Annotated in this window: 26 protein-coding genes and 1 other RNA gene; 7 read left to right on the forward strand and 20 right to left on the reverse strand. The window is 57.4% G+C overall.

From position 1 onward, the window contains the following. Positions 1-86: 86 nt before the first annotated feature. The 6 genes from cas5 to PLANPX_RS03000 all read right to left on the reverse strand — a co-directional run bounded on the left by cas5 (position 87) and on the right by PLANPX_RS03000 (position 7,138). Complete coding sequence (cas5, locus tag PLANPX_RS02975; protein WP_152097288.1) at positions 87-725, reverse strand: type I-MYXAN CRISPR-associated protein Cas5/Cmx5/DevS; 639 nt, start codon at positions 723-725, stop codon at positions 87-89. 2 nt (positions 726-727) lie between these two features. Further along, on the reverse strand, positions 728-1,636 hold the full coding sequence (gene cas7i, locus PLANPX_RS02980; protein ID WP_152097289.1) for a type I-B CRISPR-associated protein Cas7/Cst2/DevR: 909 nt from the start codon (positions 1,634-1,636) through the stop codon (positions 728-730). A 21-nt stretch (positions 1,637-1,657) separates the two neighbouring features. Beyond that, positions 1,658-3,346: a type I-MYXAN CRISPR-associated Cas8a1/Cmx1 gene (cas8a1, locus tag PLANPX_RS02985; protein ID WP_152097290.1), complete on the reverse strand. Its 1,689-nt coding sequence runs from the start codon at positions 3,344-3,346 to the stop codon at positions 1,658-1,660. Continuing rightward, positions 3,334-5,580, reverse strand: a complete 2,247-nt coding sequence (cas3, locus tag PLANPX_RS02990; protein ID WP_152097291.1) for a CRISPR-associated helicase Cas3' — start codon at positions 5,578-5,580, stop codon at positions 3,334-3,336. Before cas3 ends, cas8a1 begins: the two co-directional genes overlap by 13 nt. Next, complete coding sequence (cas6, locus tag PLANPX_RS02995; protein ID WP_152097292.1) at positions 5,580-6,197, reverse strand: type I-MYXAN CRISPR-associated protein Cas6/Cmx6; 618 nt, start codon at positions 6,195-6,197, stop codon at positions 5,580-5,582. The genes cas3 and cas6 overlap by 1 nt, the downstream gene beginning before the upstream one ends. 692 nt (positions 6,198-6,889) lie before the next feature. Further along, a complete protein-coding gene (locus PLANPX_RS03000) occupies positions 6,890-7,138 on the reverse strand; it encodes a helix-turn-helix domain-containing protein (RefSeq protein ID WP_152097293.1) in 249 nt (82 codons plus the stop codon). 211 nt (positions 7,139-7,349) lie between these two features. Here PLANPX_RS03000 and PLANPX_RS03005 point away from each other — a divergent pair, with 211 nt between their 5' ends. Genes PLANPX_RS03005 through PLANPX_RS03015 form a run of 3 tightly spaced genes read left to right on the forward strand, consistent with a single transcriptional unit; the run spans position 7,350 to position 8,838 of the window. Further along, positions 7,350-7,622, forward strand: a complete 273-nt coding sequence (locus PLANPX_RS03005) for a hypothetical protein (RefSeq protein WP_152097294.1) — start codon at positions 7,350-7,352, stop codon at positions 7,620-7,622. Positions 7,623-7,654: 32 nt separating this feature from the next. After that, positions 7,655-8,431 carry a DUF4339 domain-containing protein gene (locus tag PLANPX_RS03010; RefSeq protein ID WP_152097295.1) on the forward strand — a complete coding sequence of 259 codons (777 nt, stop codon included), beginning with the start codon at positions 7,655-7,657 and terminating at the stop codon, positions 8,429-8,431. A 23-nt stretch (positions 8,432-8,454) separates the two neighbouring features. Further along, positions 8,455-8,838 carry a hypothetical protein gene (locus PLANPX_RS03015; protein WP_152097296.1) on the forward strand — a complete coding sequence of 128 codons (384 nt, stop codon included), beginning with the start codon at positions 8,455-8,457 and terminating at the stop codon, positions 8,836-8,838. 1,040 nt (positions 8,839-9,878) lie between these two features. Here PLANPX_RS03015 and PLANPX_RS03020 read toward each other — a convergent pair. Continuing rightward, positions 9,879-11,354, reverse strand: coding sequence for an AAA family ATPase (locus PLANPX_RS03020; protein ID WP_152097297.1), 1,476 nt, complete (start codon positions 11,352-11,354; stop codon positions 9,879-9,881). A gap of 393 nt (positions 11,355-11,747) precedes the next feature. On the opposite strand from PLANPX_RS03020, the gene PLANPX_RS03025 reads away from it, so the two are divergent. Together PLANPX_RS03025 and PLANPX_RS03030 are read left to right on the forward strand one after the other, a co-directional pair. Next, on the forward strand, positions 11,748-12,251 hold the full coding sequence (locus PLANPX_RS03025; protein ID WP_152097298.1) for a DUF6933 domain-containing protein: 504 nt from the start codon (positions 11,748-11,750) through the stop codon (positions 12,249-12,251). 727 nt (positions 12,252-12,978) lie between these two features. Next, a complete protein-coding gene (locus PLANPX_RS03030) occupies positions 12,979-13,557 on the forward strand; it encodes a hypothetical protein (protein ID WP_152097299.1) in 579 nt (192 codons plus the stop codon). 90 nt (positions 13,558-13,647) lie between these two features. Here the strand turns inward: PLANPX_RS03030 and PLANPX_RS03035 are convergent, their stop codons facing one another. The 12 genes from PLANPX_RS03035 to PLANPX_RS27125 all read right to left on the reverse strand — a co-directional run bounded on the left by PLANPX_RS03035 (position 13,648) and on the right by PLANPX_RS27125 (position 22,184). Further along, positions 13,648-13,857: a hypothetical protein gene (locus tag PLANPX_RS03035; RefSeq protein WP_152097300.1), complete on the reverse strand. Its 210-nt coding sequence runs from the start codon at positions 13,855-13,857 to the stop codon at positions 13,648-13,650. A 29-nt stretch (positions 13,858-13,886) separates the two neighbouring features. Continuing rightward, complete coding sequence (locus tag PLANPX_RS03040) at positions 13,887-14,165, reverse strand: hypothetical protein (protein WP_152097301.1); 279 nt, start codon at positions 14,163-14,165, stop codon at positions 13,887-13,889. Further along, positions 14,162-14,764 carry a hypothetical protein gene (locus PLANPX_RS03045; protein ID WP_152097302.1) on the reverse strand — a complete coding sequence of 201 codons (603 nt, stop codon included), beginning with the start codon at positions 14,762-14,764 and terminating at the stop codon, positions 14,162-14,164. Before PLANPX_RS03045 ends, PLANPX_RS03040 begins: the two co-directional genes overlap by 4 nt. Before the next feature lie 3 nt (positions 14,765-14,767). Further along, on the reverse strand, positions 14,768-15,307 hold the full coding sequence (locus PLANPX_RS03050; protein WP_172991824.1) for a nucleoside triphosphate pyrophosphohydrolase family protein: 540 nt from the start codon (positions 15,305-15,307) through the stop codon (positions 14,768-14,770). Positions 15,308-15,419: 112 nt separating this feature from the next. Further along, positions 15,420-15,803, reverse strand: coding sequence for a hypothetical protein (locus PLANPX_RS03055; protein WP_152097304.1), 384 nt, complete (start codon positions 15,801-15,803; stop codon positions 15,420-15,422). Between the two features lie 496 nt (positions 15,804-16,299). Continuing rightward, complete coding sequence (locus PLANPX_RS03060; protein WP_152097305.1) at positions 16,300-16,947, reverse strand: recombinase family protein; 648 nt, start codon at positions 16,945-16,947, stop codon at positions 16,300-16,302. Between the two features lie 56 nt (positions 16,948-17,003). Continuing rightward, the gene (locus tag PLANPX_RS03065) at positions 17,004-17,321 is read right to left on the reverse strand and encodes a hypothetical protein (protein ID WP_152097306.1); all 318 of its coding nucleotides are present in this window, start codon (positions 17,319-17,321) and stop codon (positions 17,004-17,006) included. 34 nt (positions 17,322-17,355) lie between these two features. Further along, positions 17,356-18,435 carry a site-specific integrase gene (locus PLANPX_RS03070; RefSeq protein WP_152097307.1) on the reverse strand — a complete coding sequence of 360 codons (1,080 nt, stop codon included), beginning with the start codon at positions 18,433-18,435 and terminating at the stop codon, positions 17,356-17,358. A gap of 814 nt (positions 18,436-19,249) precedes the next feature. Further along, the gene (locus tag PLANPX_RS03075; RefSeq protein WP_152097308.1) at positions 19,250-19,615 is read right to left on the reverse strand and encodes a hypothetical protein; all 366 of its coding nucleotides are present in this window, start codon (positions 19,613-19,615) and stop codon (positions 19,250-19,252) included. Between the two features lie 264 nt (positions 19,616-19,879). Further along, positions 19,880-20,244, reverse strand: a transfer-messenger RNA (tmRNA) gene (gene ssrA, locus PLANPX_RS03080). Positions 20,245-20,518: 274 nt separating this feature from the next. Continuing rightward, positions 20,519-21,061 (reverse strand): helix-turn-helix domain-containing protein, encoded by a 543-nt coding sequence (locus PLANPX_RS03085; RefSeq protein WP_152097309.1) that lies wholly within the window; start codon positions 21,059-21,061, stop codon positions 20,519-20,521. A gap of 544 nt (positions 21,062-21,605) precedes the next feature. Then, the gene (locus PLANPX_RS27125) at positions 21,606-22,184 is read right to left on the reverse strand and encodes a glycosyltransferase family 2 protein (RefSeq protein ID WP_172991826.1); all 579 of its coding nucleotides are present in this window, start codon (positions 22,182-22,184) and stop codon (positions 21,606-21,608) included. Positions 22,185-22,540: 356 nt separating this feature from the next. Here PLANPX_RS27125 and hisI point away from each other — a divergent pair, with 356 nt between their 5' ends. Both hisI and PLANPX_RS03100 read left to right on the forward strand, forming a co-directional pair. Then, positions 22,541-22,930, forward strand: coding sequence for a phosphoribosyl-AMP cyclohydrolase (gene hisI, locus PLANPX_RS03095; RefSeq protein ID WP_152097311.1), 390 nt, complete (start codon positions 22,541-22,543; stop codon positions 22,928-22,930). Positions 22,931-23,138: 208 nt separating this feature from the next. Further along, on the forward strand, positions 23,139-23,606 hold the full coding sequence (locus tag PLANPX_RS03100; protein WP_152097312.1) for a RidA family protein: 468 nt from the start codon (positions 23,139-23,141) through the stop codon (positions 23,604-23,606). Positions 23,607-24,047: 441 nt separating this feature from the next. Here PLANPX_RS03100 and PLANPX_RS03105 read toward each other — a convergent pair whose 3' ends face one another. Beyond that, a complete protein-coding gene (locus PLANPX_RS03105) occupies positions 24,048-24,533 on the reverse strand; it encodes a hypothetical protein (protein WP_152097313.1) in 486 nt (161 codons plus the stop codon). Positions 24,534-24,739 lie beyond the last annotated feature (206 nt).

A 24,739-nucleotide genomic window follows, 5' to 3' on the forward strand; every position in this document is an offset into this window, starting at 1 on the left:
AATCAGGAGTAATCCATCCGTGGAGCGATTTCCGGCATGCCCTTTTAGGATTATCTGCCATGCGTCCCATTGCAATAGGCGCCGCGTCAATAATCGGGCGAAATTGTCGGCATCGACGCTAAAAGCGGCATGGTGAGCGCCGAGGTCTCGACCAAATCGCCCGTCACGTACCGAGTGCCGGCGGAGCCGACGTGGTCGACCCATACCGGCAACGTCAGCCGGCCGCGTTCGGCCCGCAGAAAGGCTCGGCCCGACCGATCAGCAAGCCGGGTTTGCGGGGACGTCACTAGACTCACTTCATCGACTAAATGAGTGCTTTCACCGAGTGAAAGGCCTCCAAATCGGGATATCGTCGCCGGGTTGGCCAATGTCTCGCGTACGCGCTGCTCTAGGCCATCGTCGGCCTCTTCAGTGGAATCGAGCCAGATCACAAGTTCGACGCCCGTCAACAATTGCTGGTAATCGGGGCGCGTGTTTCCCGACGAACCAAGCGGCGTTTTCTTAACTCGCCAGACTGTGCGTAAAACAACGCTGGTCGCTGGCTTGCTGATCAGCACTGGCGCCACGCGAGCGCCAATGTGGCGACGACGGTCCGTTTCACCTACGAGAGAGAGTAAAAATCCGTAACATGTCGCTGGCGGCGGCAATGGTTCCGTTTCGAGATACTCCCGAGCAAGTCCCTTGCGGAAGCAGGCCACTGGGACGGTCACATAGAGGCCAAGCATGGTTAGCCTTTGATTTTAAGTTCAGCATTGATGCGGTTGACGGCCTCTTCGCAGGCTCGCTTCACGCCAAAAACAGCGACGCCTCGTGCCTTCAAGCTCGCAACCAGTTTTGAGTCGAGGTCGCCGGCGCCGAGAATCAGTTCCTTTGGATTGATGTCCTTCGAATCGATTCGCTTGACAAGGGCGTCCGCGTTCAGAGTCTTGCCGTTGTCGGTCGTGTCAAAGCTATAAAGCAATCGAGGAGCAGGGTCTGACGTGATGCGGAGGACGACGACGTCGGGGGAAAAGTCAAATAAGAACCGACCATGGTTGCCTGCGACCGTGCCAAGGTTGCAAAGAGCGTCGATCGCCTTGGCCGCGCGAGACTTGTCCCGGAGCCGCTCTGGCGTGAGTGCAATCCCATATTGGTAACGAGTGGCATGGACCTCGGTGCCGTATGGAACCGGATTGCGTCCCTTTTTCTGGGCTGACGGCGTAGCCCCTGGGGAGGCGGCATTGAAGGTCACATCGCCGGACCACGGTGTCAGCGATACGGCCCGAGTGACCTCAAGAACAGCTCGACGAATATTTGCCGAACCTGATTCGCCTTCCTCCTTTGCGGCGTCTGCCTTCATAAATCCAAGCAGATCGTCGTCAATGAATGTCTTGCCTTTGTCGCCGGACCATCCTTTGAATTCGGGATCCTCCCATGCGTTCACGCATTCGATTTCGTCCCATTCTCGATTGGTAGACTCGGCGCTGGCAAGCCGCCTTCGCAGGGCGAAGCGAATCGCCTCGGCAGAGACGGTGCTATGAGTTTCGCCTAGCCACAATAACTTTTGGAGGGTGGTAATGTTGCCTTCGGTTTCGGCACGGTTATTGGCGGCCGTGCCGAAGGGAGTTACAAAGTTTGCGAACACATGAAGCGACATTCGGACGTTCCTTTCGAAGAGTTATTTGGATTCGAGTCCGGGTACGGCAGAATCGTCATTGCGGCCCTGATAACTGCATAAGGCGAGCAATGACAGGTCGCGGGCGTGTTTCCAGTTGCTAGTCCGAAGCATTGGCAATACGGTATCCCAAGATTCTTGCAACACTGAGTTTCGACCAGCACGACTTAAGAGGTCGCATAGTGCTTTGCGAAACTGATCTGGAGTTTTTGCACCTGCGAATGCTAGTCGCCACTTGTCATACTCACCACCGAAGCGGTTCTTCATGGCAGCAGGGTTGGTTTTATTCTCATCCGCGATTTGTGCATATCGCCTACGAATAGCTTCATGGACGGCTCGCACAACGACGCGTTCAGCGTCTTCGTCCCACATTGTGTCGTCGGCAATCATGTCGTGCAGCCCCTTTCGTTCGAATTGGAGTTGATCTCGGAATGGCTTCTCTGTCGCCGGATTGATTTTGGTCAGCAGTTTGTTGAATCCGAAATACCACTTGCGCCCGAGAGCCAAGTTCTCGGCGACAAGCGGGCGAACTACGCTATCCGCACGAAACGATTCCTGCCGTTCTCTAGGGACCTTAGCTTTGCCTTTTCCAGTTGATTCCTTAATTGTGCGGACGACGATTCGAGCAGACAAATACTTGGCGGCTCGATCATATCTGTCGAGGGTTTGATCATTTCCCGCCGGCACATAGATTGTTGCAATCCGCGATTTTTGCTGACTGGCCCACGGCGTGGGCGTGAAGGTCATGGCATAGCAACCTGTACTCGCAGAACCGACAACGCTCTTTCTAGCGCGCGACTGCACCTCAGCCGTCCGACGCGGATTTCTCCTCACTCGCACTTGTGCTCGAAATACAGCATCGGCTGCATTTGCGATTTGGCAATCAATGGCAGTCGAGGGCGTCATCGCGGGGCGATCGTAGACGAATTCAGTCAGGTCGGTGACGTCTGGCACGAGCAGCGAGGCGACTCCGCGATTCACCGGCAACGATAAGCAACCAACAATTGCGAAGTACAAAGGCAACATTCGATCGAGAGGATCTTCGGCGCCTGTATCGCCGGTAAAAGCAACATGCCGGACAACCGTGCCTGGACTAATGGGTCCATCCACTCGGATTGTTCCGGAAACCAAGCAGCCTTTTTTGTCGACCAGGTTTTGCCAGCCGTTTTGATGTTTGAATTCTGAGCAAGCTTTGTACTGAACGACGACGCCGGGCACGCCTTCAACCTCCGAGTCATAACTCGTCGCGGTCAGCTCCTTTGCCAACTTGCGTACTTGTCCGTGCTGAAGGAACGTCAATGTAAAGCCTGCTTGTAAGTCTGCGAGTATTGCGGCGTGCGGCTCGGCATCGAACTGCTGTCCTGGAAGGCTGATGAGCCCGTCTTTTCGGATGCCAAACGCGAAAGCAAATAACTTCCGCAAGTATTCCTTAGCGTTTTCTGGCTTGCCAAACCGAAGCGAAACGGAATGTTCGTCGATCTCCCACGGCGGCGTGTCGTTTACGAAGGTTGCGGGCAGTTCTTTCTTCGCAATCCGGCCGTTCTTAAATCGTCGCTCTATCGCGGCGAGGGTACATGCCAACCCGCCTAAGCCGGCGCGGTGTAACGCCGTCATGCCGGGGCCAAAGAGATTCATCGTTAGATGGTCTGGGGCCTGCGGCTTCTCGATTTTTGGTTTGTTTACTTTCGCCATTCGGCGCCTTGCATTCGGTCGTAGGTGATTGCTTCTTTAGGTGCGAGCGGAAGACCTCGCTCTCGCGGCCAACTTTCCCATCCGGGGGTGGGGAGCATCGGTAATGTCAGCTTGCCCAGTTCTTTGCGATTGGCATTCACACGGGGAAGGTCTTCCTCCATCAGCACCGTAATGCCATGCGACCCATCGCGAAGCTCCTTCACGGTCGTGCTTGGCCCACCGTCAAGCCAAGCACTGTCAACCCGTTCTGGTGGATGATTGCTCGTCTGTTCCCATGCTTTAGCCAAATCAGTTTGGCAAATGTTGTCGTTCGGTAACCTGCCTAGCCAGGCACGAGCGGCGTCTAGATCTTCTGAGCTATATGGCAGCGGGTTGGTCAATTCGACAACGACGAACGGTCTTGGCGGGATCGGCGCGTCGGGCGTTGTGCGACGATTAAGCCGACCGAGTCGTTGAATTAGCGCCGGCACGGTTGCCAGATCAGTGACGAGGAGATCGGCCGAAAGATCGAGGGACATTTCCGCAACTTGGGAGCAAATGGCGAGCGCCGGTCCGTCTCCCCCGAACGCATCAATAACGGCCTTGTGCCGACTAACTCGATCTTCATACTTAAATCGGCTATGGTAGATGAGCGGATGGCATTCACTTAACCGCTTCGCCGCCTCCATCACACGCGCTACCGTATTGCATACCCACAGGACCTTGCCGTTGTTACGAAGCGTCTCGCAGATGAAGGGCAGCGGATCGTTTTCCGCAGCAATCGCCTTTTTGTAGCGGGGAAGTTCTTCCAATTCCTTCGGCCCGGGAATGGGGTCGAGTTCAATGCCTCGATCGTCCAGCATGGTGCGTAAGGCGTCTTCGCGGGCCTTCGGCAGGCTGGCGGTCATCAGAAGAATAGGGAGACTCGGTAAGTCATTCAGGAATCGTAACAAAGCCCCAAACAATCTATCATCATACGCATGGATTTCGTCGAACACGAAGGCGCCTTGGGCGAGCGCTGGCCATGCAAACAGTCCTCGCTTGTTGTTTTGGACGATGCCAAGCACCGTATCAACAGTGCAGGCTACAATCGGCGTGGACCAAGCATCGAGCGAGTCGATCTGGATTGCTTCGTCGGCGTCTGCGTTCTCAGCATCGGCGCCGGTTGAGAGAATGATCTCAAAATCCACGTCTCGCCGACTATGGAACAAATCTGCCCTGACGTCTGGCTCAAATAGATAGTCTTTGAACCCTTCCGTGGCGGTGCCGGTAGTCGGGTAACAGAAATAGAGTCGTCGCATCGGGTGATTCTTCGCGGCCCACATATAAGCGGCCAATGTCTTTCCGCTGCCGCACCCAGCTTTTACAAATGTTACCGGTGCCGACGAATTCTCGACTCGGCATTGGAAAGTGCGCGGAGCATTGTCCCTCAGTCGATGCGCGACGATTGCTTGGAGCTCGCCGGGATGCGGTTTGTCGGAAAATGACGCGGTGATCCAGTCCCAACGATTAGGATCGTTCGGGGCAACCTTCGGCAATGCTGATCCTGCGACGTCTGCGGCCACGAGACAGTTCTTGACAGCAGCCACCAGTCGTTGATCGTTTCGGTGCAACTTATTCCAAATCTTGTGCGCTGATTTTTCCCACGTCCTAAGCACCGGAAATACATCACCAAGGGTGCTGAGGTCGAGAGTAACGTCTGACTGCAACGGGGGTTGTTCCAAACCGAATTCGACCGCCAACCAATCCAGGGCAGAGCGAAAGTCTGCATGACTTAGTGAAAACTTGAGCTCCGGCTTCGACCCGCTCGGCGAATCTCGCGGCGGGCTTGCGTGGGTAATAGCCGGGTGGTGGCCTGCGACAGCCCACTCAACGAACGCAAAATCAACTTCGCTATTGCCGACGGCCGGAAGCAACCACGGTTGCAGCCGCTCTATCATGAATACGGTCACCCATTCGTGACGAAGCCCCTGAGAACGATCGCAACGCTCGCGAGTGCGACAAATCATACCCTGAAAATGATCGTTGGCTTTGCCCAGATCATGCACTGCCGCTGCTAATAAGACGCATCGACGGAATCGATCACGATAGACCTCGGGGCATAGATCCAACGCGATCAGTTGATCGTCGCCAGTTGCATCCAGAATCCGCACCGCGGCCTCGTAGACATCCTGTAGATGTTGCGACAACGACATGGAGGAATGAAGGACTTCTCCATCCCTTGCGCTCTTAGCCCACAAGCGATTGGGGTCCATCACGGCATCACCTTCTCGCCCAATGGCAAGAACACCCCGCACCCCATATGCCGCTTCCCTCCGATTCCATTCTCCTGCAGTGCAATCGACTCCTCCGCCGTCAGCCCCTCGACGATCACTTCGTAGCCGACCACCTCGCGCTGCTTCATGCGCAGCGTGCGGCGTTTGCCGATGCTTAACATCACCTCGGAGGAGATCGCGAGTTGCTCCATTTGCTTGCGGGCCGCGGCCGCGAACGTTTCTGCGGTGAGCGCGGCGGCGTCGGTGTGGGCCACTTTGATGACTACCAATCGGCTCCGCAGCGCCGTGGCGGGCGCGAGCGTGCGGACCTCGGGAACTCCGACTCGCACCGTGGCGTCGTGCAAAACCAGTGACTTGCCGGCAAGCGACAACAGCACGGGAATCTTTTCCGCGGCCACTCGAAAGGAGAGCGTACTCCACGGCATCAGAGTCATCTGCCGATCGCCATTTTGCCGCCCGCCAATGGGGTGAATGGCAATGCCGTTCTCGGCATGCACCTCGGGGAGCAATCGCGACACCGACGCGAACAACGCATAGCCATGATCGCAATGAATCGGCTGATTTCCGCTGAGACGATATGACAAGTCAATATGCATTGTAGATCGCCCCCCTAGATATCGTGCCGACAAGGCCCGCAGTTTAGTCCATGGACCGCCTAGCAGAAATAGTTGGAGTGGTAGAAAGCGAATTCGGAGGTATGAGATCAGCCTGTGACTTTGACAATTCTGATACCTTTTAGTCGCACAGTTCTCTTCCAGTGGAGAAATCGCTGGCCAACGTTCGACAACAATGAACTGAAATTACGGGCTGATGGATTAGCCTATTGAATCGCTCGCAACGGAATCACTGATTTCGCTTTACAGTGAAAAATTTCGCGGCAGTTTAAGTACCCGCCCCGCAACAATGCGGGTGCTCGGCAATGACTCTCCCCACATCCGCCGGTTAAATGGCAAGGCAACGATTGAGGGTGCCTCTTAAGACTATTCGCTGACTTCTTGGCCCGCTTAATTAGCTTCGAGACCGGCAACTTCGGCTTTCGGCAGAGTTTCTCCAGTATCTCCACCCGTCGGCGACTTCTGGTCATTCTCTAGATAAGAAATGTACGTCCGGTCGACGTCGGCCGCGAACGCCTCCAAATCAGGTCCGTTCTGAATGCAGTGTTTCGGCACTCGATAACATGTTGAGAGACATGAGGTTGCCAAAGCAGCACGAACCCTGAGGCGAGACGGTCTATGACTTCCCCCGTCTTAGGGCAACAGGGGCTCGAAGCCGTCGACGACGAGGAATCTCAGGTCTTCCGGACAGCCCTTTCGAACGCTTCCACAAACCGCCCCAAGCTAACGCCCATCGCCTTGCAGAATACTCGCAGCTGGACCAGATCGATCCTACGTTCGCCCCGTTCGACTTTGCTGACGTATGACTGCGTCTCTTTAATTCTCTCGGCAAACTCCACCTGCGTCAGTCCAGCTTGCTCCCGGTGCTCTCTCAGGAGCCGGCAGAAGACTGCGTACTCGGCGGTGAAGGTTGATTTCTGCATGGCGGCGCTTGATAAGCGTTCACCGCCAAGTTAAAGTCTCCAATGGAATAGTCCCATTTGGACTATTCTTGGGCGTGTCACCGACGAGAACTTGCTCTTGCATCCGCCTGGCGTTCATCTCTCGCGCAATAAATACATCGGGGCGTCGCTCGGTGCTAGTAATCAACGTCCACTGGAAGCAATACATCTTCAATTCAAAAGGGAAGCTTATATGGCAGCACCCCGCCTCCGCCGCGTCAGCTCGAAGAAGGAACTCGAAAACATGCTCGACGACTACATGACGCAAGGTTACGAGATCATTGAGCAAGGCCAAACAACCGCGATGGTCCGTCGTAAGACCTGGGGGTCAGCCGGCGGCCACGTCCTGTGGGGGCTCCTGACGATCTGGTTCACCCTCGGCTTCGGAAACCTCGCCTATGCCCTCGTCGCCCACTACAACGCCGAGAAAGTGATGCTCAAAATCGACGCCGACGCCAAGGGCTAACCCCCCCTACCCTTCTCTGACGTGGGATCTCCATGCCAAACTGGTTCGTTACGATGGCCGGAACCGAACTCGGGCCGCTCACCGATGCGCAACTCCGCCAATTGGCGAGCCAGGGAAAGCTCGGCCGCGAGGACCACATACGGAAGGAGGGCATCGCTGCAGCGACGACCGCCGGCAACATTCAGGGGCTATTTCTGCCCCCGAATCCCCCTCCCCCGCCCATCGTCTTACCCGAGAAGGCCGGGACCTTCTCCGAGTGGTACGGAGAACATGCAGGCAGGTGGGAAGTACCGTTTCAAGTGCTCGCCTGGATCTTTTACGGCTTCCTGTGGATCCCGGCGTGGTGGGGATGGGCGTTGTGGAATCACCAAGAGCTCATGTTGCAAACGAAGGGAAAGCGTGTGCTGGGGCTCGTCGCTGCCGGCTTCGCGGTCCTGTTAGTCTTCGCGGCAGCGGGGCGAGCGAATCGACCGCCGCGCGCAGCAACGCCGATGACGAGTTCCCCTGTCAACGAGAGCCGAATCACTCCCGAAATGTCGGCACAAGCAGAGCTGCTCCGACAACAAGTTGCCAGTTCTCCGACAGCCCAAATGACCGTGGATCAATTCCGCCAAGAAATACTTGGCCGTGATTTCATTCCCAAGCAATCGTTCTACGAAAAATATGGGCGTCCCATCAGGATGTTCACCGTGGCAGACGACACCTATCTCACCTATAAATGTCGCGAGGGATTCGTCACGGTGAAATGCCCCGCTGGACCGTTTCAGTATCAGGATGACATTGCTCCTGTCGCCGTCGACGAGAGGTAACCGGATTCTTCGGATTCGATCGAATGGCACGCAGCACGAAGGATCTTCCACTCATTGGCATTTGGTGGGATGACGGCGATAGAATCGCGGCACTATCCCACCTGCCGGTGGTAAGCGGTCCAATTGCGGGCGGCTTCATCGACAGCCACCTTGAACATTGGAGAGAATGGCCGAATGTTGCTCCCCAATTCGGGCGATCAGCCAATGACGAGTTCTTTCACGTGCCCCGTGGTCGGGTGCTCATGCGTCGGCAGACCGGCCAAGGGATGATCTACCATGGGTCGGCAACCACTCAGGCGAGATTGGCACTCATTGCCGCAGAGTTCAAGTTGGAGAATTGGAAAGCTGCAGTCGATTTGCATTACGAGGTTGGGGACGCCGCCGACGCGTTGTTTGATGATGATTGAGATGGTGGTTGGGCGTAACCGGAGACCCTCACGTTTCCGAGAAAACCATCCTCCGCCGCCGATCAGAGCATGCCGTGGTGTGGGGGGGGGCTCGCACCGTGGCCCGAGCTACCGCCAGCTGAGATCAGCCAACCCCGTCGTGGGTTCTCGCTACGTTTCGGTGGTCATGACGTGAGCGGCTGAACCTGAGGACGCTCCCGCGCCCAGGCATCATCGAAGGCAAAGGAAACGCCTCCCTGGCGCCGAAGACGCTATAGGTGGCGCCAACAACGTCGTCTGGCATCACCCACCCGTGACTCCATCGAATGCTGCTTCAGGCTGTGAATGTGGAAAGGCAGACCCTCTCCGAGCTTCTTCCCGGCCTTCCCTTGGCCTTCAGCTATCAAACCCGCCTGAGATAGCCACGGAACCTTCGCTGCCAAGGAAGAGCGAAGGAAGGCCGTCGGAGAGCATGTGGTAAGGCGAGGTGTTCCGCGCATGAACGTCGGTTGCAGCCGGCGGACTTCCTCGACTTGCTGATCACCCCGCTAACCACTGGAAGGTCGCGTCTCGGGATACAGGATTCGATCTCCAGGCTAAGCGGACTTGATGGTGATCGATTAACGAGGGCGCGAATTTCATCGTCATCAGGTTAGGATCATCCCAGCAGAACCCACAGCAGTAATGATCACCAGTCAGAGACATCCAGCATGTAGTAGCCGATGAAGCACAGCAGGAGTTGATGTCTTAGATGTCAGTCCAGATAGACATTCAAGGTAATTATCAGTCAGGAGGTCGGGATCAAGCCACCTTGGCTGTTAATGTTGGCCGCCCTCTTACCGACAGGGTAACTTCTAATTGTTTTGTATTGTTGGCTGTGTCCCCCCTTTAGGGACACAGCCAACATACAACATACGTTGTCGGTGTAGTGTTGTTTGTAGGTTTTTAAACAGCCAACGTAAACAGCCAACATATTCCTTGAGGGTATCATCGGCATTTGAATTTAAATGAGCAGTGAAGTGAGTAGCTGCTGGCAGTTACCCATTCCGGCTCTCCGGTGTTTACTCAGACTTCATCTGATATTCAAAGGTGGGATTTCCTCTGACCAAGACTGGAGTCTCCGTGATCATTTCAGCGGCTACCAGCTGGCCTAGCAGCTTCACTAGCCGGTCTTTCCCAATCCCTAAAACCCTGAGTTTACTGGCGGTAGCTTTACCAGATTCTCGCAGGTGATCTAGTATCTGAGTACAGCCCTCGTGGTCTCGATTGCGTTGATCTTTAGCCTGTTTAGTGGCCAGTCTCGCGGGATCTGCTTGTTCATCCAATCTCCAGAGAGGGTACTGGAAGTGGAGAACCTGGGGCTGAACGGGCTTGAATGAGCGGATGGCCGCATCGAGGACGACCTTTCCGTCGTCCTCGTGGTCGCGGAGGATGATGTGGCAATCGGCTGCCCGGCTTTGGGCGCCAGCTCCTGATCCCACGTCCGTGACTCGCTTCTCGGTCTGGTCGCCTTTGGTGGAATGATGGACGAGGGTGATGGCCGCTTTAGTGGAACCGGCGATTTCGCTCAGCATGGCGTAGAAGCGAGCTTCGTCGGCGTTATCATTCTCGCTGGCGTCGGCTTCGACGAACTTGTACTTGGCGTCGAGGATGATGAGGTTGTACTGTTTTGGTTCAAGGGCCTTCAGTCGTGGCCGCAGCTCGCTCAAGCTTTTCGGAGCGTCGCGGAGCGTCCACACGTCGAGCCCCGTTAACGACACGCCCAATTCCTTCGAAACGCTCCGAAGACGAAAAGAGAGGTCTTCGGGCTGTAGCTCGTTGTCCACCAATAAGACGCGACCTTGTTGGGTGGCATGGCCAAACCAGGGATGGCCGCCGGCGACGCAAAGTGCTAATCCATACATCAGCCACGACTTGCCTACTTTGCTGCTGCTGACGATGTTGGCGATTTGGCCCTCTCGAAAGAAGCCGTCGACTACTGCTGGCCGTTGTTCCGGGAAATTGGTTAATAGTTCAGAGGCCGAGAATGAATCTTGGATGTCGCCGTTGCGAAATCTGTCGTACTCTGCATAGATTTCGCTGACCTTAGCGGCGGTGAATACGGCGTCGTTGGCTGCCATGAGATCAAGCATCTCATCGCTAGTGAGGCGATTAAGGATCCTACTGCCGACGAAGCGGTCTAGCTCTTGAACGACGAAGGGAACTTCTCGCGGGGTAGGCTTCCTATCCACCAAACCGAGAATGTCTTCGTAGGGATCGTCGACAGTTAGTTGCTTCGACAAGCGAGATCGTAGTAGCGAGCGGGTGGGTACGACGCCGTGCTCCGCATAGTCGGTGGCAATTTGGGCCATGACAAACATGCAAGCCATTGACTGGAAGAGATTCGGCCTGAGATATGGGGTGGCTTTGGCGAAGAGATCGGGCTTTTCGATCAGGACGGAGACTAAGCTCTCTTCAAAGGGTTGCCCCCAGTCGGTTGGACCTTCATCAAGTCGTTGTTCCTGGCTTAGTTCACGTAGTTTGTCTGAGAGGCCCATCGTTGTCTTGCTCCGTATACAGCACGACCCCGGCGGGTGAGCAAGACAAAGGTGGCCCGCCGGGGCCGGTTAGTTGGTTTGGGATGCGTCTTGCTTTGAGGTGGGTCGCCGGGCTGTTATCCAACTAACGGCCGGCGTCCACGGTAGGTTTGCCGAGGAGGCAGTTGATTCGTCGGGATTCCATGGGGCCAACGAGGGCGATGTTAGATTCCATAGAGGAATGCCGACTCCTCACGAACGTTAGTCGACCGAACGAGAGACGGGTAGAGGTGAAGGAGGGCATCGACGAAGATGTCTCGTCCTGTCGCTTCTAGGCGCCAATTATTTTCGGCGTCGGCCTAACCGACCTACTTAAATCCACGGACGACGATTCGAGAAGCCAGAGGTGAAGCCATGGTCATCCGACTTTCGCAGAAGCTATCAAAGAGGGTGGGCGAGACGCCAACGAACGTCCTGCCGCTCGACCAGAACCTGCTGGCTGATTGGTCGGGGCATTTGTTCACCGCCGATCGAACCCAGTACGTCATCCTGACGAACACCGCCTCGCTCTATTCGGCGGTCTTCTATGGTCGAGGCGTGACGGATGGGGGGCGATTGATCCAACGTGGCCTGGAATCCGTTCGCGGCGTGATGGTGGACGATGGACTGGGGTTTCTCTACTTGCGGTTGGTGGCGCTGTCGGCGGCGAGCGTCATTTTCTCGAAGTCGCTGAATAGATCCGTCACCGGGTCGATGAACGATCTGATCAACTGCGCTAAAGTCTGGCTAACCGAAGCGGAGCTCTCACCCTACGACACCTCCTTCAAGCTCAACGACATGCCGATGTCGGCGATCAAGTACGCAAACCCCCGCGAAGCGCTGAAGTCGCTGTCGGCCGAAATGCCGGAGACGGCATGAAGTTATGGGATATTCCCAAAGGGTCGGCAGGCGGACGCTATTCTCAAGGGTGGTCCAACGCCAATTCCTCAACGGCGGCGCCGAACCTATTCCGACGCCTCCTGACGGAGTTATTCTCAAATGGTCATTTGAGAATAGGGTCATACTTCTATCATCTCATTGCATCAATATTGTAGTTGGGACTTGATCGTAGGTTCTCTAGTACAACTTCCCAATCCGCACCTTCATGCGGCGGCAACTCGCTTACCGCATTCAACCAATCTGCTACTATGTCTCGCAACATTTTTGGCCAACGAGTATCACTCAGAGACAAATTTCGTTGCTGTTTGGGGTAGCCCCAAAATGGTGGCCCGATATTGGCTCCGCTACAGACAATTTGTATCTCGTTCGACATAATCGTAAGAGTTGCCCAGCCTGGGGCGGGCCACCATTTCCACACTTCGAAGACATTTCCATCGAGAGTGCAGCGGGGCAATACGCGAAAGCCCTCGTGCTCCAGCTCGTCCGACAAGATTCTCCACCAACTCCTATGTGACATTTATCTGAAATCCGATTTTAGAAAGTTTGAAAACGGGAACAGCAGCGGATTATGCGCATTTCACAAGTGTATTCAACTTGACGGTTGAAATTGTTGCGAGGGACTTGGTTAGAGCATTTAAGGAAGTACTTTCGAAAAGCCGTTCGTGCTAGAAAAAGCAGTTCCTCTTCAACCCTCTGGAGCTGCCCATTGCGCCGATTCAATTACACGAGCTACCTCGCGCCGAACGATCCCAAACGCCAGCGAAAAGAGCTTTACGGCAAGTTCCGCACAGCCGCAGCGAGTCCGCACGATGTTGCCAAGGAGTTTCTCGCGACCCTTCACGATGCCGTGCTACTGAACGTTGAGGGTCGCATCGACTCAGAAGTCCTGTCGAAGAACAAACTGCGACTTACCTACTCGTTCGAATCGCCCTTCTCTGGCACAGCCCTCGTCGAGATGCAAGAGGTCGAAGAGGCGGCGACGCACCCGCTGACTCAAGAGGGTTTCATTGCCTGGGCGGAAGATCGTGTTGAGGCCGAACCAGTAGTCGACGGCAAACCTAACTCTGTAGAGTTAGAATTGGCGGGCGTCCTGCACGAGCGGCTTGTGGAACGATTGTACGAAGAGAAGGCCAGGGACTTACAGGCTTGGCTCAGCGACATTCTCTGGTCCGGCCACAGAGGCTACAGCGAGATGCCGCGCGAAGAATTGTTGAATCAGTTGCAAATCGAGTTCATCGAAGACGCCGAAGAGTCATTCGATACGGTCGAGGACGCCCTCGAATAACTCGGAACTGACGGCATCAACGTCAACGGCGGAGGGGGCTAGCAGCCCCTTCCGCCGTGACTGTATCCATATAGTTACCAACTTGCCGCACTACTCGAACGGCTTGATTTCTTCCGGAACCATCGAAAGTTCGGTGAGGACGTGACCCATCGCGTCGCAGACGTCGAACCCGCTCCACTCCTTCGCTGGGTCCCAGAGGAATTTATCGGCTTCCTCGTCATACCGGAGGTAGAGGGCCTGCTGCAACTCATTAACGATGCGTTCCAGTTCGTCGCGGCTGAGATCTTTGGGACGTTGCATGGCGTCTCTCCAGGTTGATGTCGATACGATCACGATTTGGAGTTGCTGTCGTCGGTGAAGAGTCGGCGAAGCAAGAGAATCAGTCCGGCGGCAACGGCCGCATCGATCCACCCGCGTCGCTTTCGGCCGTAGTTGACGGGCTTCAAGTCCCCGCTGTAATCCAATCCCCGCAGATCAGCCACAATCCATTCGAGGACCGTGGCGCACTCTGCCAACTCGGCTGCATTAGCTCCTGGCCGACGCATCCGTCGAGCCACATCGGTGAGCGTATCTTGGAGCCAATCGGCCTCGACATCGGGATCGATCACGAATACGCCTCCATGAAGTTAGGCCAGTGGGAAACGTCTCGACTCTTCCAGCCATAGCGTTGTGGCTGGTACGCAGACCAGTCGACCTCCTCAATCCTTTTACTAGCACCGAGGGCCGCTTCATCAACTTTGTCGAACGGGGCCGGGCAAAGGGGTTGTTCCAGCGCCCGTCGACCAATCCAGAGGCTGTCGGGTTTGCCATGCAGCTCCACGCCTTCGAGCCAATGAGTCGGTAGAACTGGTTCAACGTCCTCCGACGGTTCGATGAGTGCGCACCAAGGGCGAGCGACTCGCAGCTTCCACCCGGTCTCGGGAATGCGCACTCCCGATCCGGCAACCGCCTCTAGCAGCTTTAGAACGCTACTGTTGGCAAGTCCGAGTCGATCGAGGCCGAGACTGGCGAACCGTCCCGCGAAGAACTCCCACTCAGCGGGCAATTGTCGGGCGAATCGACAGACTTGCACCCAACGCAAGCACATCTCGCGCATCTCGCCGTCGAGTCCATGGATGTATTGAAGATACGTTGACGTGGCCCAGGGATTCTCATCTAGCGGATCACGCGGTCGCTCAGTCGGCGGCTTGAAGAAGGAAGGCGGCATATCTTAAAAGTCGAGACGATCGTGCTCGCTGACGTCTGGATCCCCTGTCCTCAACGCAGCGTAGTGAGCGAGAAGTGATTCGAGATCGGGCGCCTTAAAGTCGGGGCCCTTGAATGCTTTGCCACATGCAGTCGTCACGAGCGGCAGCTTTGACCAATTGCTTTCATGCACCGCCTCGAATACTTCGGGGAGTGGAATGCCGGTGGCCACAGCGTCGCCAAGCAATACGTAAAACCGGTCTCCAAGTGCGTCGGCGGTTTTAAGGAGATCTAGCTTGCCATTCGCTGCAAGCCACTCCCCCAGTTCCTCCACCGCCATCGCCGCCCGACTAAGTAGAGCATCCTCCGTACCGTTGGCAGCTCCCACCAGTTCCTTCGATAGCGCCATCAGTCGTTCGCTAAACACCAAGGCCGATGCCGGATCGCATTTTAGAGTTTGGGGCGTCGCGGCGATCGGGGCCTTGATGCGTTGATGGAAGCGTCGCACCAGGCCGACGCAAGCTCGTAGCGACAGGAGATCGTCGTCAAATGGATATGGGGGCAACGATCTATCCACCTATAGTAGGGGTAACCATGGACGATAGTAGAAAAATGCACCCTATATATTGTCAAATGCCTCTTCTGCCGAGACAAAGGTTTCTCGCGTGTAACGAGCCTCAGGCATTCAGCTCTGTTCCGTAAACGTCGAGCGTTAACGCGAGAAAGTAGCCTCGCTGCTCGTCGTGGTGAAACGTCGCGATCACCGGTACTTTGGCTTCCTCTGGCGGCGGGCCGATCGAATACCGAAATCTCGTCATGCTGGGGAATCGGTCGAGCAGGAATCGCAGCCCAATCAGTACGAAGATGCCCAAAGGCTCCTGACGATGGGCTCGTTCGAACTCGACAGGATCGATCTCCCGTTCCACCAGCGTGCGAATGCGAGGGTCGAGCAGCACGGGGTATTTGATCCCCGCCATGGCTGCTGAAATTGAAATGTTTTCGTACTCGCTCCAGGCGAGATCGATGGCAGGAGGTTGGTCGACGTTGGGCTTCGGGTTCAAGTCGTTCCCTTCGAGTTGGACTTTGATCTTCGCTGACTTCGAGCCGTTTTGGCACAATCAGGGCATCGAGTCACTTGGAAAACGTCCGAAGTGTGAACTAATCGCCGGTTCTTGCAGCCTTCGGCCTGGCATTGAATCTCGACTGTTCGCCGCCCCTTGTGCGGACCATCGGCGTGGGCAGCGAGCGTCCCGGCGATGACGTGAGGGTATTTGGTTCGCAACTGCTTTTCTGCCGCGGCGAGCTCTTGAGGAACTCCTGCCTTTGCCGCCTTCGTCGTTCGTTTTGGCTTGGCGGTCTTCGGTTGCTGAGCGAGGATGGAGCGAGCCTTACGAAGGGAAAGGCCATGTTCAGCGGCGTAAACTCGTGCTCGTTCCCAGGCGGCTTTCAGCGGTTCAGAGTTCGCAGCCATGGCGGATTCTGTAGCGAGAAATGGAGCGTCATCGGTCTTCTGGCATCAAGCGGCTCTTGCGTGAACCCCGGTTAGATATGCAGAGGTCAGTCGGTGAGCGTCAGCATCTCCACGCCGTTTGCGAGCTTTTGACGCTGCTTGGTCGGGACGTACTGTTCGTGGACGAAGGCGTTGAGCCGGCCCACTCCGACTCCCAAGGCTTTGGCGATCTTGATCTGACCAACGCCACGATCAAGCATCTCAGTCGCCTTCTTAGGGCAGAGATAGTTCTTCCGCGGTCCGATCTGACTGCCACGGGCGCGGGCGGCACGCATGCCGGCCTTGGTCCGTTCGCGGATAAGGGACAGCTCATACTCACTGAGCACCGCCAGCAGGTTGGCCTGCAGTCGGCCGACTGGCGTGTTGATGTCAAAGCCTTCCCGCAGGCTGATAAGCGTGATATTGGAGTCGTTGATCGCACAAAGGATTTTGACCAAATGCGGCAACGATCTGCCAAGGCGGTCAAGGGCCGGAATCACCACGATGTTTACGCGTCGACGGCGGATCGCTTCCCAGAGCTCGTTCCAGGCGGGACGTGAGTCCTTAGCACCACTCTCGCCGAGGTCGATGTACTCGATGACTTGCTTCCAACCACGATTCTGAGTGTATTCGCGCAGATCCCTGAGTTGGGCGTCTGGGGATTGCTCGCCGGTTGAGACTCGGGCGTAGACGGCGACTTTGGGCTGGCTCGGCATCTTTCAGTCCTGGCGTGTGGATCACAACTTCTAGCCACAAAATCAACGAATAACAATCAATCGTTGCAGTAGCGGCTCCACACGCGAGGGCCATGCTCCGATTGGACCCATAACGCTCCGTGAACTGCCTCCACTACCGTCGCTAGAGCATCGGGATCGGCCACCGAGATCTTGGGCGTCAAATGCAATTGGCCGGGCCAGGTGGTAGGCCAAGGCGGCAGGAAAGCCAACGTATTGTCTTTACAGACAAGACGTACGCTCAGCGACGGATGATACTTAATGCTTGCCACAACTGTTGTAATACCCGCGAAATTTGCTGATTCGACCGCGTAGTATTTCGATAGCTCGCGGGCGATGGCTTCTAAAATCAACATGCTTCACCTATTTGGGACTAAACCAAATTGAGATTCACCCGGCCGAAGTCGCTTGAAGAACGCTGGGCAAGGGTATCGCCATCGTGCAAGCCGTAATCTCGCTCTGCGGGATCTTGGCGTAGCGATCGAGCAATGCTTCACTGGATAGCCGCACAGTAGCGAGCACGACGCGGCTGTTAGCCCCCGAGAGAACTGCCTGCGTCACCCTGAACGCTCTGAACGAATGGAAATCCACTAGCGCCACGCCATCCGGCGTCTCTACTTCACATGGAATACCGGATGCCTTCAAGTCTTCTCTAAGTATCGACGCTGCCTTGTACCACCACGAACGGCTGCCGCCCCACAAACGCTCTTGGCGAGGCTTGCCATGCAACCACGCAGCGAGGAGTAATGCGAAGTCAGCTCGCAGTTCTATGCGGTCCAACGTTCGTCTTTTCGATACTGTGCAATCGATTTGAACGAAGGGGGGCACTGATTTGAGATGGAAGCTGTCGGGCGTAAGACTGTTAAGCTCCTGTGCCCGCAGCCCCGTTTGTGATGCGACAAGGTACAACCAGAATCTCAACTCACCCGAGAGATTCCGAACTGGTCGTGCCTTCCGCGTCACTTCAAGGAGCGTACTGAATTGTCTCTCGCTCAGAATCGCACGGCGACGCGAGCTGTTAGAATCGCCCTTGAATTTCGGCATCTCTTCCAGCACATTCGTTGGCCAGCGGCCGTGGCGTTTCATCCAGCGCGACCAAGCGCGGAGGCCTTCGCGATAGCGGTTGGCCGTGGTGGTGGTTGAGAATTCTCCCTTCTGCTGAAGTGAGGCGATTGCCTTCACTGCTTTAACGGCGTCAAGTTGCGAGTACTCCGCAATCTTGGCCTCGGCTAGGACGCGTTCAATTCGCCGTTGGACAAGACATGCCTGACGACGGGTATTACCGATCGCTACAAGATCCTGAACGTATTCGCCCAGGGATGCATGAACTCCGCATGCTAGAGTACGGGCGTGCGGGTCTCGCTCTTGGATAATCTCTTGAATTCGACTTTCGACGAAAGCGACGGCGCGGCGGCGAGCCACCGCGCCGTCCTTCGTCTTCAAAGACACGCTGCGAATGCGGGAATCCAAGCTGTTCAGCAGCCGAAATCGCTGCGTATAGAACTTGGCCGGAACGCCGCGTCCGTTGACGTAGCGTCGCGGCGACCCGATCAGCTTATATTCCGGTATTGCGATTCTACACTCCTTTTATAATCCCCCGGGGCATCAGAATTTAGCGGACTTTCCGCAACAAGTATTTCAGGAGCGACCGCCACCCCTTTCGGCATATTCATACATGGCTTTCCGACTATAGCGCCGGTGCCGACGCTTGCGATTTGGCGGCGATATTGATTTCGGCATATCGTCATTAGGATCGTCGTCGCGCCAGCGTATCGTTTTAGTGCAGTAGCCCAGTAGTTTCGCAACCTCTTTTATTGACATTGATTCATCCTCTTTGGCGACCGCGATGGGTCGCGGTTTCCGTGTGGTTCGCTTTGGTTTCAATGACATTTCAAGGCCTCCGATAACGGCGGCGCAGCCATAGGTGGGCTGGGCCGCGTGAAGTGAAATCGGAGCTGCGAACGCAGAAGTAGATGCTCACGCCACGGAGGCGGGAGGAGTTCTGCAGTAAGAAGCGTCCGATGGAATAATTACCGTTTAGAAAAAGCCAATCACCCAATGCGCGCTAGCGGAGTACTTACCGCATGCGGCATCGCTTGATCGGCCTTGCTTGTACGGCCATCGGACACGGATACCTCAGGATCTAACCGACAGCGCTGATGAAGAGCAGCAGAGCGTCGGTATCCAGGCGACGGACGGTCCTGGCTTAGCAAGGAGGCGGATATCCGCCTATGCTAAAAGGAAGGCTGTTCGCCGTTCATCGGCGAATGCCTAAATCGAAGTTTTATTTCATCTCGCCTCCTTCCCACTTGGCTCCATACATCAGGTCTTTCGGCGAGTAGCCTCCAGGCCGCTGCGCCGCTGGATGAACCGTGCCCCAAATCGCATGGATCAGCTCCTGCTCCACGCGCCGTCGCTTCCATACATCGCTCTTGATGTGGGCTTCGGCGTACGCGGCGTAGTGGTCATCCCACGAGACCCAGGCGCCTTCTGCGGAGCGGATTTTGAAGTTCTTCCAATCCACCTCAACGCCGCGTGCATCACCCGCCCGAATCAGCCTCTGCTTAATTTTCCACATGAACTGTTTGCGGGTCACCTTGCACTTTGTCTCCCCGGCACCGTACCAGGGATTTCGATCCCAATTCGCCATTTTCGAAACTCCTACAAGGGGGCTCGGGCGACCAATTGCCCGACGCTGATTTTCAGGATAGCGAACCGAATTGCGCGCAGCGAGATTGGAACATCAAGATTTTCGGGCGCACTCGTGGGCGCACCTGACGCACTTCCTTTGCTGTGCGTTAACGATGCTTAGAGTCGCAAGTGGCTGGCGAATGGTGAAAAGAAAAAGCCCGTCCAGAGGCCCTTTCGGAGCGTCTGGACGGGCCCTAAGTGGACTGGACGAGACTCTTCGTCCAAGTGGAGGCGGCGGGAATCGAACCCGCGTCCCGAGATATCTCCACGGCAACTTCTACGTGTGTAGTCGATGAAATTGATTTCGCTCGCACGGCGCCTCGTCGACAGGGCTCCGTGGTCGCTAGTCGGAAACTTTATTTCGCCGCACGTGTATCCAACGTTTGCCGTGCGACTAGTCGGGATTGGTGACGGACGTCCGGACCGACCCGACGTCAGTCCTTAGTCCGGGATGCCTATTTAACTAGGCAGCCAAAGCGTAGGAACCTTCAGCAATTGAAGATTGTGATCAGCTTTTAACGTGGCCAACTGATCAACCACGACACGCCGCCGACGCTTCGCCTATCCGGTCGAAACCTGTTCGCCCCCGATATGCGGCCAAAGCCGGTGAACTTCAGAGATTATATTCGGCTGGGCGGCGGGGGATAGTGAGGTATTGGCCGCGAGAAGGGGAAACGGACTGAAAGCCACCGGCTTTGCCGGTGGACGAACTGCCGGTTCGCCCTGCTTTCGCTAAGTCCACCAATATTGCGTCCACCGGCAGAGCCGGTGGCTTTTATGGGGCGCTTGGCGCTGAAGAAAAAGGCGCCGCCAAGGCACGAGTCCCAACCAAGAAAACCTCGCGCCTTGGCGGCCATCGCAGTCAATAAGACGAATCGCCGAAGAAGCTGTCGGGGATCGTCCGTTCAATGATCCGGCCCATTTCGTCTTGCGTCCGGCGTTGGCCGACCGTGTGCCAGGCCGAGACTTCTTTCAGTTCTGGCATCACCTCGACCAATTGGGTAATCAGCATCGCGGCGAGGCGTTGCACCGGCGCTTCGGTGGCCGATTCGGAGATGGCTTTCACGGTCTTCATCACCCGGAGCATTCTGGCTCGCTGGTTCACCGGTTCCGACAACGGGCCGGAGCTGTCGACGAGCAAGTCGGCGAGCGGCACTTCGAGCACTTCTTGCCAGCGCGAAAGCTGCGACAGCGGCAGGTCATGGCAAGGGTTCTCCTGCTCGCGGACTTCCTGCATGGAAATGCCCAACCGCCGCGCGGCTGAGCGGATCGAGACTCCTTGTTCTTGCCGCACGTCGCAGATGCGGTGGAGTTGTCGCCGCGTTCCGGTCGTCGAGGGGACGACTGGCGACGGGGCGGGAGAGTGAAAACCGCCAAGATTGAAGTTGTATTCCACGGTACTCATCGCTGGGGCGCCTCCACTCGCCGACGAGAATAGTCGGCGAGGTTCCGAGAAGGGGTGTCCTGGTGCTTCACATGTTCGACCGGAGCGACAACGCCCACGCGCATCCGAGCGCAACGCCGCCGCAGGGGTATGGAACGAGGAAGCAAAAAGTCGGCATAAGAATAGAATGCTGACTCGCCGCAATCAGTGCGATGCGAGACGCCTGTTGGGACAGCCGCCAAACCTACCAGCCGAGTAAGGTTCTTGCCCTGGCGACCGTCGAGCGAAGAGAGCCAGCTGGCCGGCACAGCTCTCTTCAATGCACACTTATCGTAGGCCCGCTATTGGGGGGAAACAAGTGGCGGAAAGACGCACTCCCCCGCTAGCGCCCGCTACTGATGGCAGCAGCCTTCAGTGCAAGTGGTTGAGGATGACGCGATCAATTTTTTTGACCGCTGGCGGGCGTTGTTCGTTGGACGATCGAAAAGAAATTCCGGTTGTCCGACAAAGCTTGTGGACAATTCGCGGCGCGGGAGGGCACCCGCGCGAGGGCTGAAAAAGCGGGCTATTTCCGGCCTGCGGAAGGGAGGCCGAACGAGTTCATCGCTGGCATCAAACCATCGAGCGCGGCGCCAAGGACCGGCGTGCCGGGACGCATGCGGCGCGGGGCGGCGGGTTCGTCGATCCGCAGCCAGCGGAAGGCGCCGCCAGCGCGTTGCGACTCGGCAATGCGGGCGCTGAGCGCCGGCAAGGCAGCCGTACGGCGCGTGCCGCGGTTGTCGACGGCCGCGGCGGCGGGACGCGCTTGCGGCGCGCCGCCGATGATGGCAAGCAGCTCTTGGTGGTCGATCTCCCCTACCCCGTTGTGGGCGACGACGTCGGTGACGCCGAGGCGCGAGCGGACTTGCTCGAGCGCCGAACCGAGACCCCGTTGGTAGGGCTGCCGCAACACGTGGAGCTGCGGGAACTCGCTCGCCAGTTCGCAGGCGACTTCGTAGGTCGCGTCGGTCGAACCATCGTCCACCACCGCCACCTGCAGCCGGCGGCCGGTCGTCTCGGCCAGCTCCATCAACCCCAGCAACGAGGAACGGAGGGTGCGCTCGGCGTTGTGGACCGGCAGGACAATCGTGACGGGTTGGTTCAAGGGAGGGCTCCGTCGGGGCGAACGTGGGAGAGGCCGCAGGACCTGTTCTTTTCCATCGGCGGCTGGCGGAACTGCCTCCACCAGATCGGCGAACGCTCGCGTTGGGCCTAAGTTGCCAGCGGCGCGGGTCGTGCCGACGACGACCGGCGCCGAGGGTGAATGGCCTAGCCGTGCGTAGACGCCTGCCGGTTGGGACGGGTATCCTGGGGCTGCCGACAGTTTTTTTCGATAGGGTGCCACTGGCGTGTCGCCAGTGTGATGTGCTGAGCGAGTACCCGCTTCAGCACTGGCGACACGCCAGTGGCACCCTAAGAAGCTCTCGGTTTCCCTCAACCTCGATAGCTGACTGATCCCACGTGACCACTACCCTACCCAACTTCAAGTCGCCGGATGGGCTGATCACCGCCGTCGTGCAAGACGCCGCGACCGGCAAGGTGCTGATGCTCGCCCATATGAACCGCGAGGCGTGGGACGAAACGGTCGCTACTCGCCGGGCCTGCTACTTCAGCCGCAGCCGCAATCGGCTGTGGCGCAAGGGCGAAGAGAGCGGCCACGTGCAGCAGGTGCGGGAGATTTTCATCGACTGCGACGGCGACGCCGTGCTGCTGAAAGTCGACCAGACCGGCGCCGCTTGCCACGAGGGGTTTGAGAGCTGCTTCTTCCGCCGCGAGGCGGGAGGAGCATGGGAAGTGGTGGGCGAGCGGGTGATTGATCCGCGGGGCGTTTACAAGGACAAGAAAGACTAACCGCCAAGGACGCCAAGAGCGCCAAGGAAATACAGGATGGAACCGCTGATGAACGCGGATAAACGCGGATGAGGTTCTGGTTCCGAGTCATTCCTATTAGCGTCCATCGGCGTTCATCTGCGGTTCCAACATGTTCTTGCCATTCCCCTTGGCGCTCTTGGCGTCCTTGGCGGTTCAAAACTGAATCATCACTCTGAGTAAGTTAAACATGGAAAGCTTCGAAGCCCGTTTTGCTGCGTTGAATTTGGAACTTCCGCCGGCTCCGAAGGCGATTGGCGTCTACAAGCCGATCGTGGAGATCAATGGGCTGCTGTATCTGTCGGGCCACGGGCCGCTGTTGCCGGATGGGACGCTGATCAAGGGCCGCATTGGCGCCGATATGGACGTGGCCGCGGGGTACCAGGCGGCGCGGCAAACGGGGCTCGCCATTCTGGCGTCGTTGAAGAAGCATTGCGGCAGCCTCGACCGGATTGCCCGGCTGGTGAAGACGTTCGGGCTCGTTCAGGCGACGCCGGAGCTGGTTGATCATCCGGCGGTGATCAATGGCTTCAGCGAGCTGATGCGGGACGTCTTCGGCGAAGAGTGCGGCATCGCTGCCCGCAGTGCGGTTGGCGCCGCGTCGCTGCCGGCGGGGATGTCGGTGGAGATTGAGGCGATCTTTGAATTGGCGAAGTAGATGCCTGCCAAACGAAACGCTGAGGTCCCTTCCCCCTTCCCCCTGCCGCAGGACGATGCATCCAGTAGTGGGATAGGTTGTTGGCTGTATTGGCCCCGGAGGGGCCGAGTAATGTAGCCAGGGGCGCGAGCCCCTGGTTTGCGGGCTGAACAATTTGCTCAGCCCCGTGAGGGGCGGCACCGTTCGTCATCGCGGCGGGGAGTTGTGTCGCCCCTCACGGGGCTTTGGGCATCTGGAGGCTTCGAACCAGGGGCTCGCGCCCCTGGCTACACCATGTCGCCCCTTCGGGGCTGATAGCCGGCGCAATCTCTTTGCAGGTGGAAGGAAGCCACAGCTTCGAGTTGCAGTGGCTGTATGCAGCGCGCGGTGATGTGGCTCGGAGTGGCGGGCGACCCCCGGGCGGAGCCCGGGGCTAGAATGCGCCGCCTGAAGGCGTCGTTTCTACTTCCGGGCGACGGGGCGGCGTTTGCCTTCTTCGGGCTGGCCCGTCTCGGAGCGGAGCTTCGCGAGTTGGCTGCGGAAGTCGGCGATGCCGGCGAGGAGCTGTTGGTCGAGCTCTTCTGAGCCGTCCGCGCGGGCGACGCCGTCTTCGCCGGTTCCTGCAGTGGCGGTGGTCGAGGCGGCTCCGGCAGTTGCGGTTGCTGTACTGGCACTTGGCGTTTGACCCGAGGCGGCTTGCTCAGTCGTGGTCCCGCCTGCGGCCGCGGTCGTGGCGGCTTGGTTGTCGGTCGCTGTTTGGGTGGAGTTCGCCGACGATGTTGTGGGGTCGGCAAACAGGCCGGATGCTTGTTCACTCGTGCTCGAACGATCGGCGGGGCGTGGCTGCGGACGGTACTCTGCGTCCTGCGACGCGCGCATGAGGTAGACCGCCAGCGCGTAGCCGAGGAACAGATTCAGGATGGTGGTGCCAATTAAGAATGCAAGCATGACCGGTGCGACCTCCGGCGTGAGCAGCGCCGGTAAGGGTCAGTGTCGACCGCTTCGTCCCAACATTGCTACAGGTCGAGCATGGCGCGCCTGCCCCGCTGATTTCAGCGCGGAGGTTTGCCGCAACTCTCCCTGCGTCGTAATCGTAAGTCACGCACGGGAGTATGCACCGGCAGGCCGGCGGCAGCGGGCCGATCGGCGGAGGG

This window comes from Lacipirellula parvula (genome assembly GCF_009177095.1).
Classification (GTDB): Bacteria; Planctomycetota; Planctomycetia; order Pirellulales; family Lacipirellulaceae; genus Lacipirellula; species Lacipirellula parvula.

Coding starts and splice junctions, on each gene's coding strand:
- cas5 (WP_152097288.1), bottom strand. CDS start 725: ATGCTTGGCCTCTATGTGACCGTCCCAGTGGCCTGCTTCCGCAAGGGA.
- cas7i (WP_152097289.1), bottom strand. CDS start 1,636: ATGTCGCTTCATGTGTTCGCAAACTTTGTAACTCCCTTCGGCACGGCC.
- cas8a1 (WP_152097290.1), bottom strand. CDS start 3,346: ATGGCGAAAGTAAACAAACCAAAAATCGAGAAGCCGCAGGCCCCAGAC.
- cas3 (WP_152097291.1), bottom strand. CDS start 5,580: ATGGACCCCAATCGCTTGTGGGCTAAGAGCGCAAGGGATGGAGAAGTC.
- cas6 (WP_152097292.1), bottom strand. CDS start 6,197: ATGCATATTGACTTGTCATATCGTCTCAGCGGAAATCAGCCGATTCAT.
- PLANPX_RS03000 (WP_152097293.1), bottom strand. CDS start 7,138: ATGCAGAAATCAACCTTCACCGCCGAGTACGCAGTCTTCTGCCGGCTC.
- PLANPX_RS03005 (WP_152097294.1), top strand. CDS start 7,350: ATGGCAGCACCCCGCCTCCGCCGCGTCAGCTCGAAGAAGGAACTCGAA.
- PLANPX_RS03010 (WP_152097295.1), top strand. CDS start 7,655: ATGCCAAACTGGTTCGTTACGATGGCCGGAACCGAACTCGGGCCGCTC.
- PLANPX_RS03015 (WP_152097296.1), top strand. CDS start 8,455: ATGGCACGCAGCACGAAGGATCTTCCACTCATTGGCATTTGGTGGGAT.
- PLANPX_RS03020 (WP_152097297.1), bottom strand. CDS start 11,354: ATGGGCCTCTCAGACAAACTACGTGAACTAAGCCAGGAACAACGACTT.
- PLANPX_RS03025 (WP_152097298.1), top strand. CDS start 11,748: ATGGTCATCCGACTTTCGCAGAAGCTATCAAAGAGGGTGGGCGAGACG.
- PLANPX_RS03035 (WP_152097300.1), bottom strand. CDS start 13,857: ATGCAACGTCCCAAAGATCTCAGCCGCGACGAACTGGAACGCATCGTT.
- PLANPX_RS03045 (WP_152097302.1), bottom strand. CDS start 14,764: ATGCCGCCTTCCTTCTTCAAGCCGCCGACTGAGCGACCGCGTGATCCG.
- PLANPX_RS03060 (WP_152097305.1), bottom strand. CDS start 16,947: ATGCCGAGCCAGCCCAAAGTCGCCGTCTACGCCCGAGTCTCAACCGGC.
- PLANPX_RS03065 (WP_152097306.1), bottom strand. CDS start 17,321: ATGTTGATTTTAGAAGCCATCGCCCGCGAGCTATCGAAATACTACGCG.
- PLANPX_RS03075 (WP_152097308.1), bottom strand. CDS start 19,615: ATGGCGAATTGGGATCGAAATCCCTGGTACGGTGCCGGGGAGACAAAG.
- PLANPX_RS03085 (WP_152097309.1), bottom strand. CDS start 21,061: ATGAGTACCGTGGAATACAACTTCAATCTTGGCGGTTTTCACTCTCCC.
- PLANPX_RS03100 (WP_152097312.1), top strand. CDS start 23,139: ATGGAAAGCTTCGAAGCCCGTTTTGCTGCGTTGAATTTGGAACTTCCG.
- PLANPX_RS03105 (WP_152097313.1), bottom strand. CDS start 24,533: ATGCTTGCATTCTTAATTGGCACCACCATCCTGAATCTGTTCCTCGGC.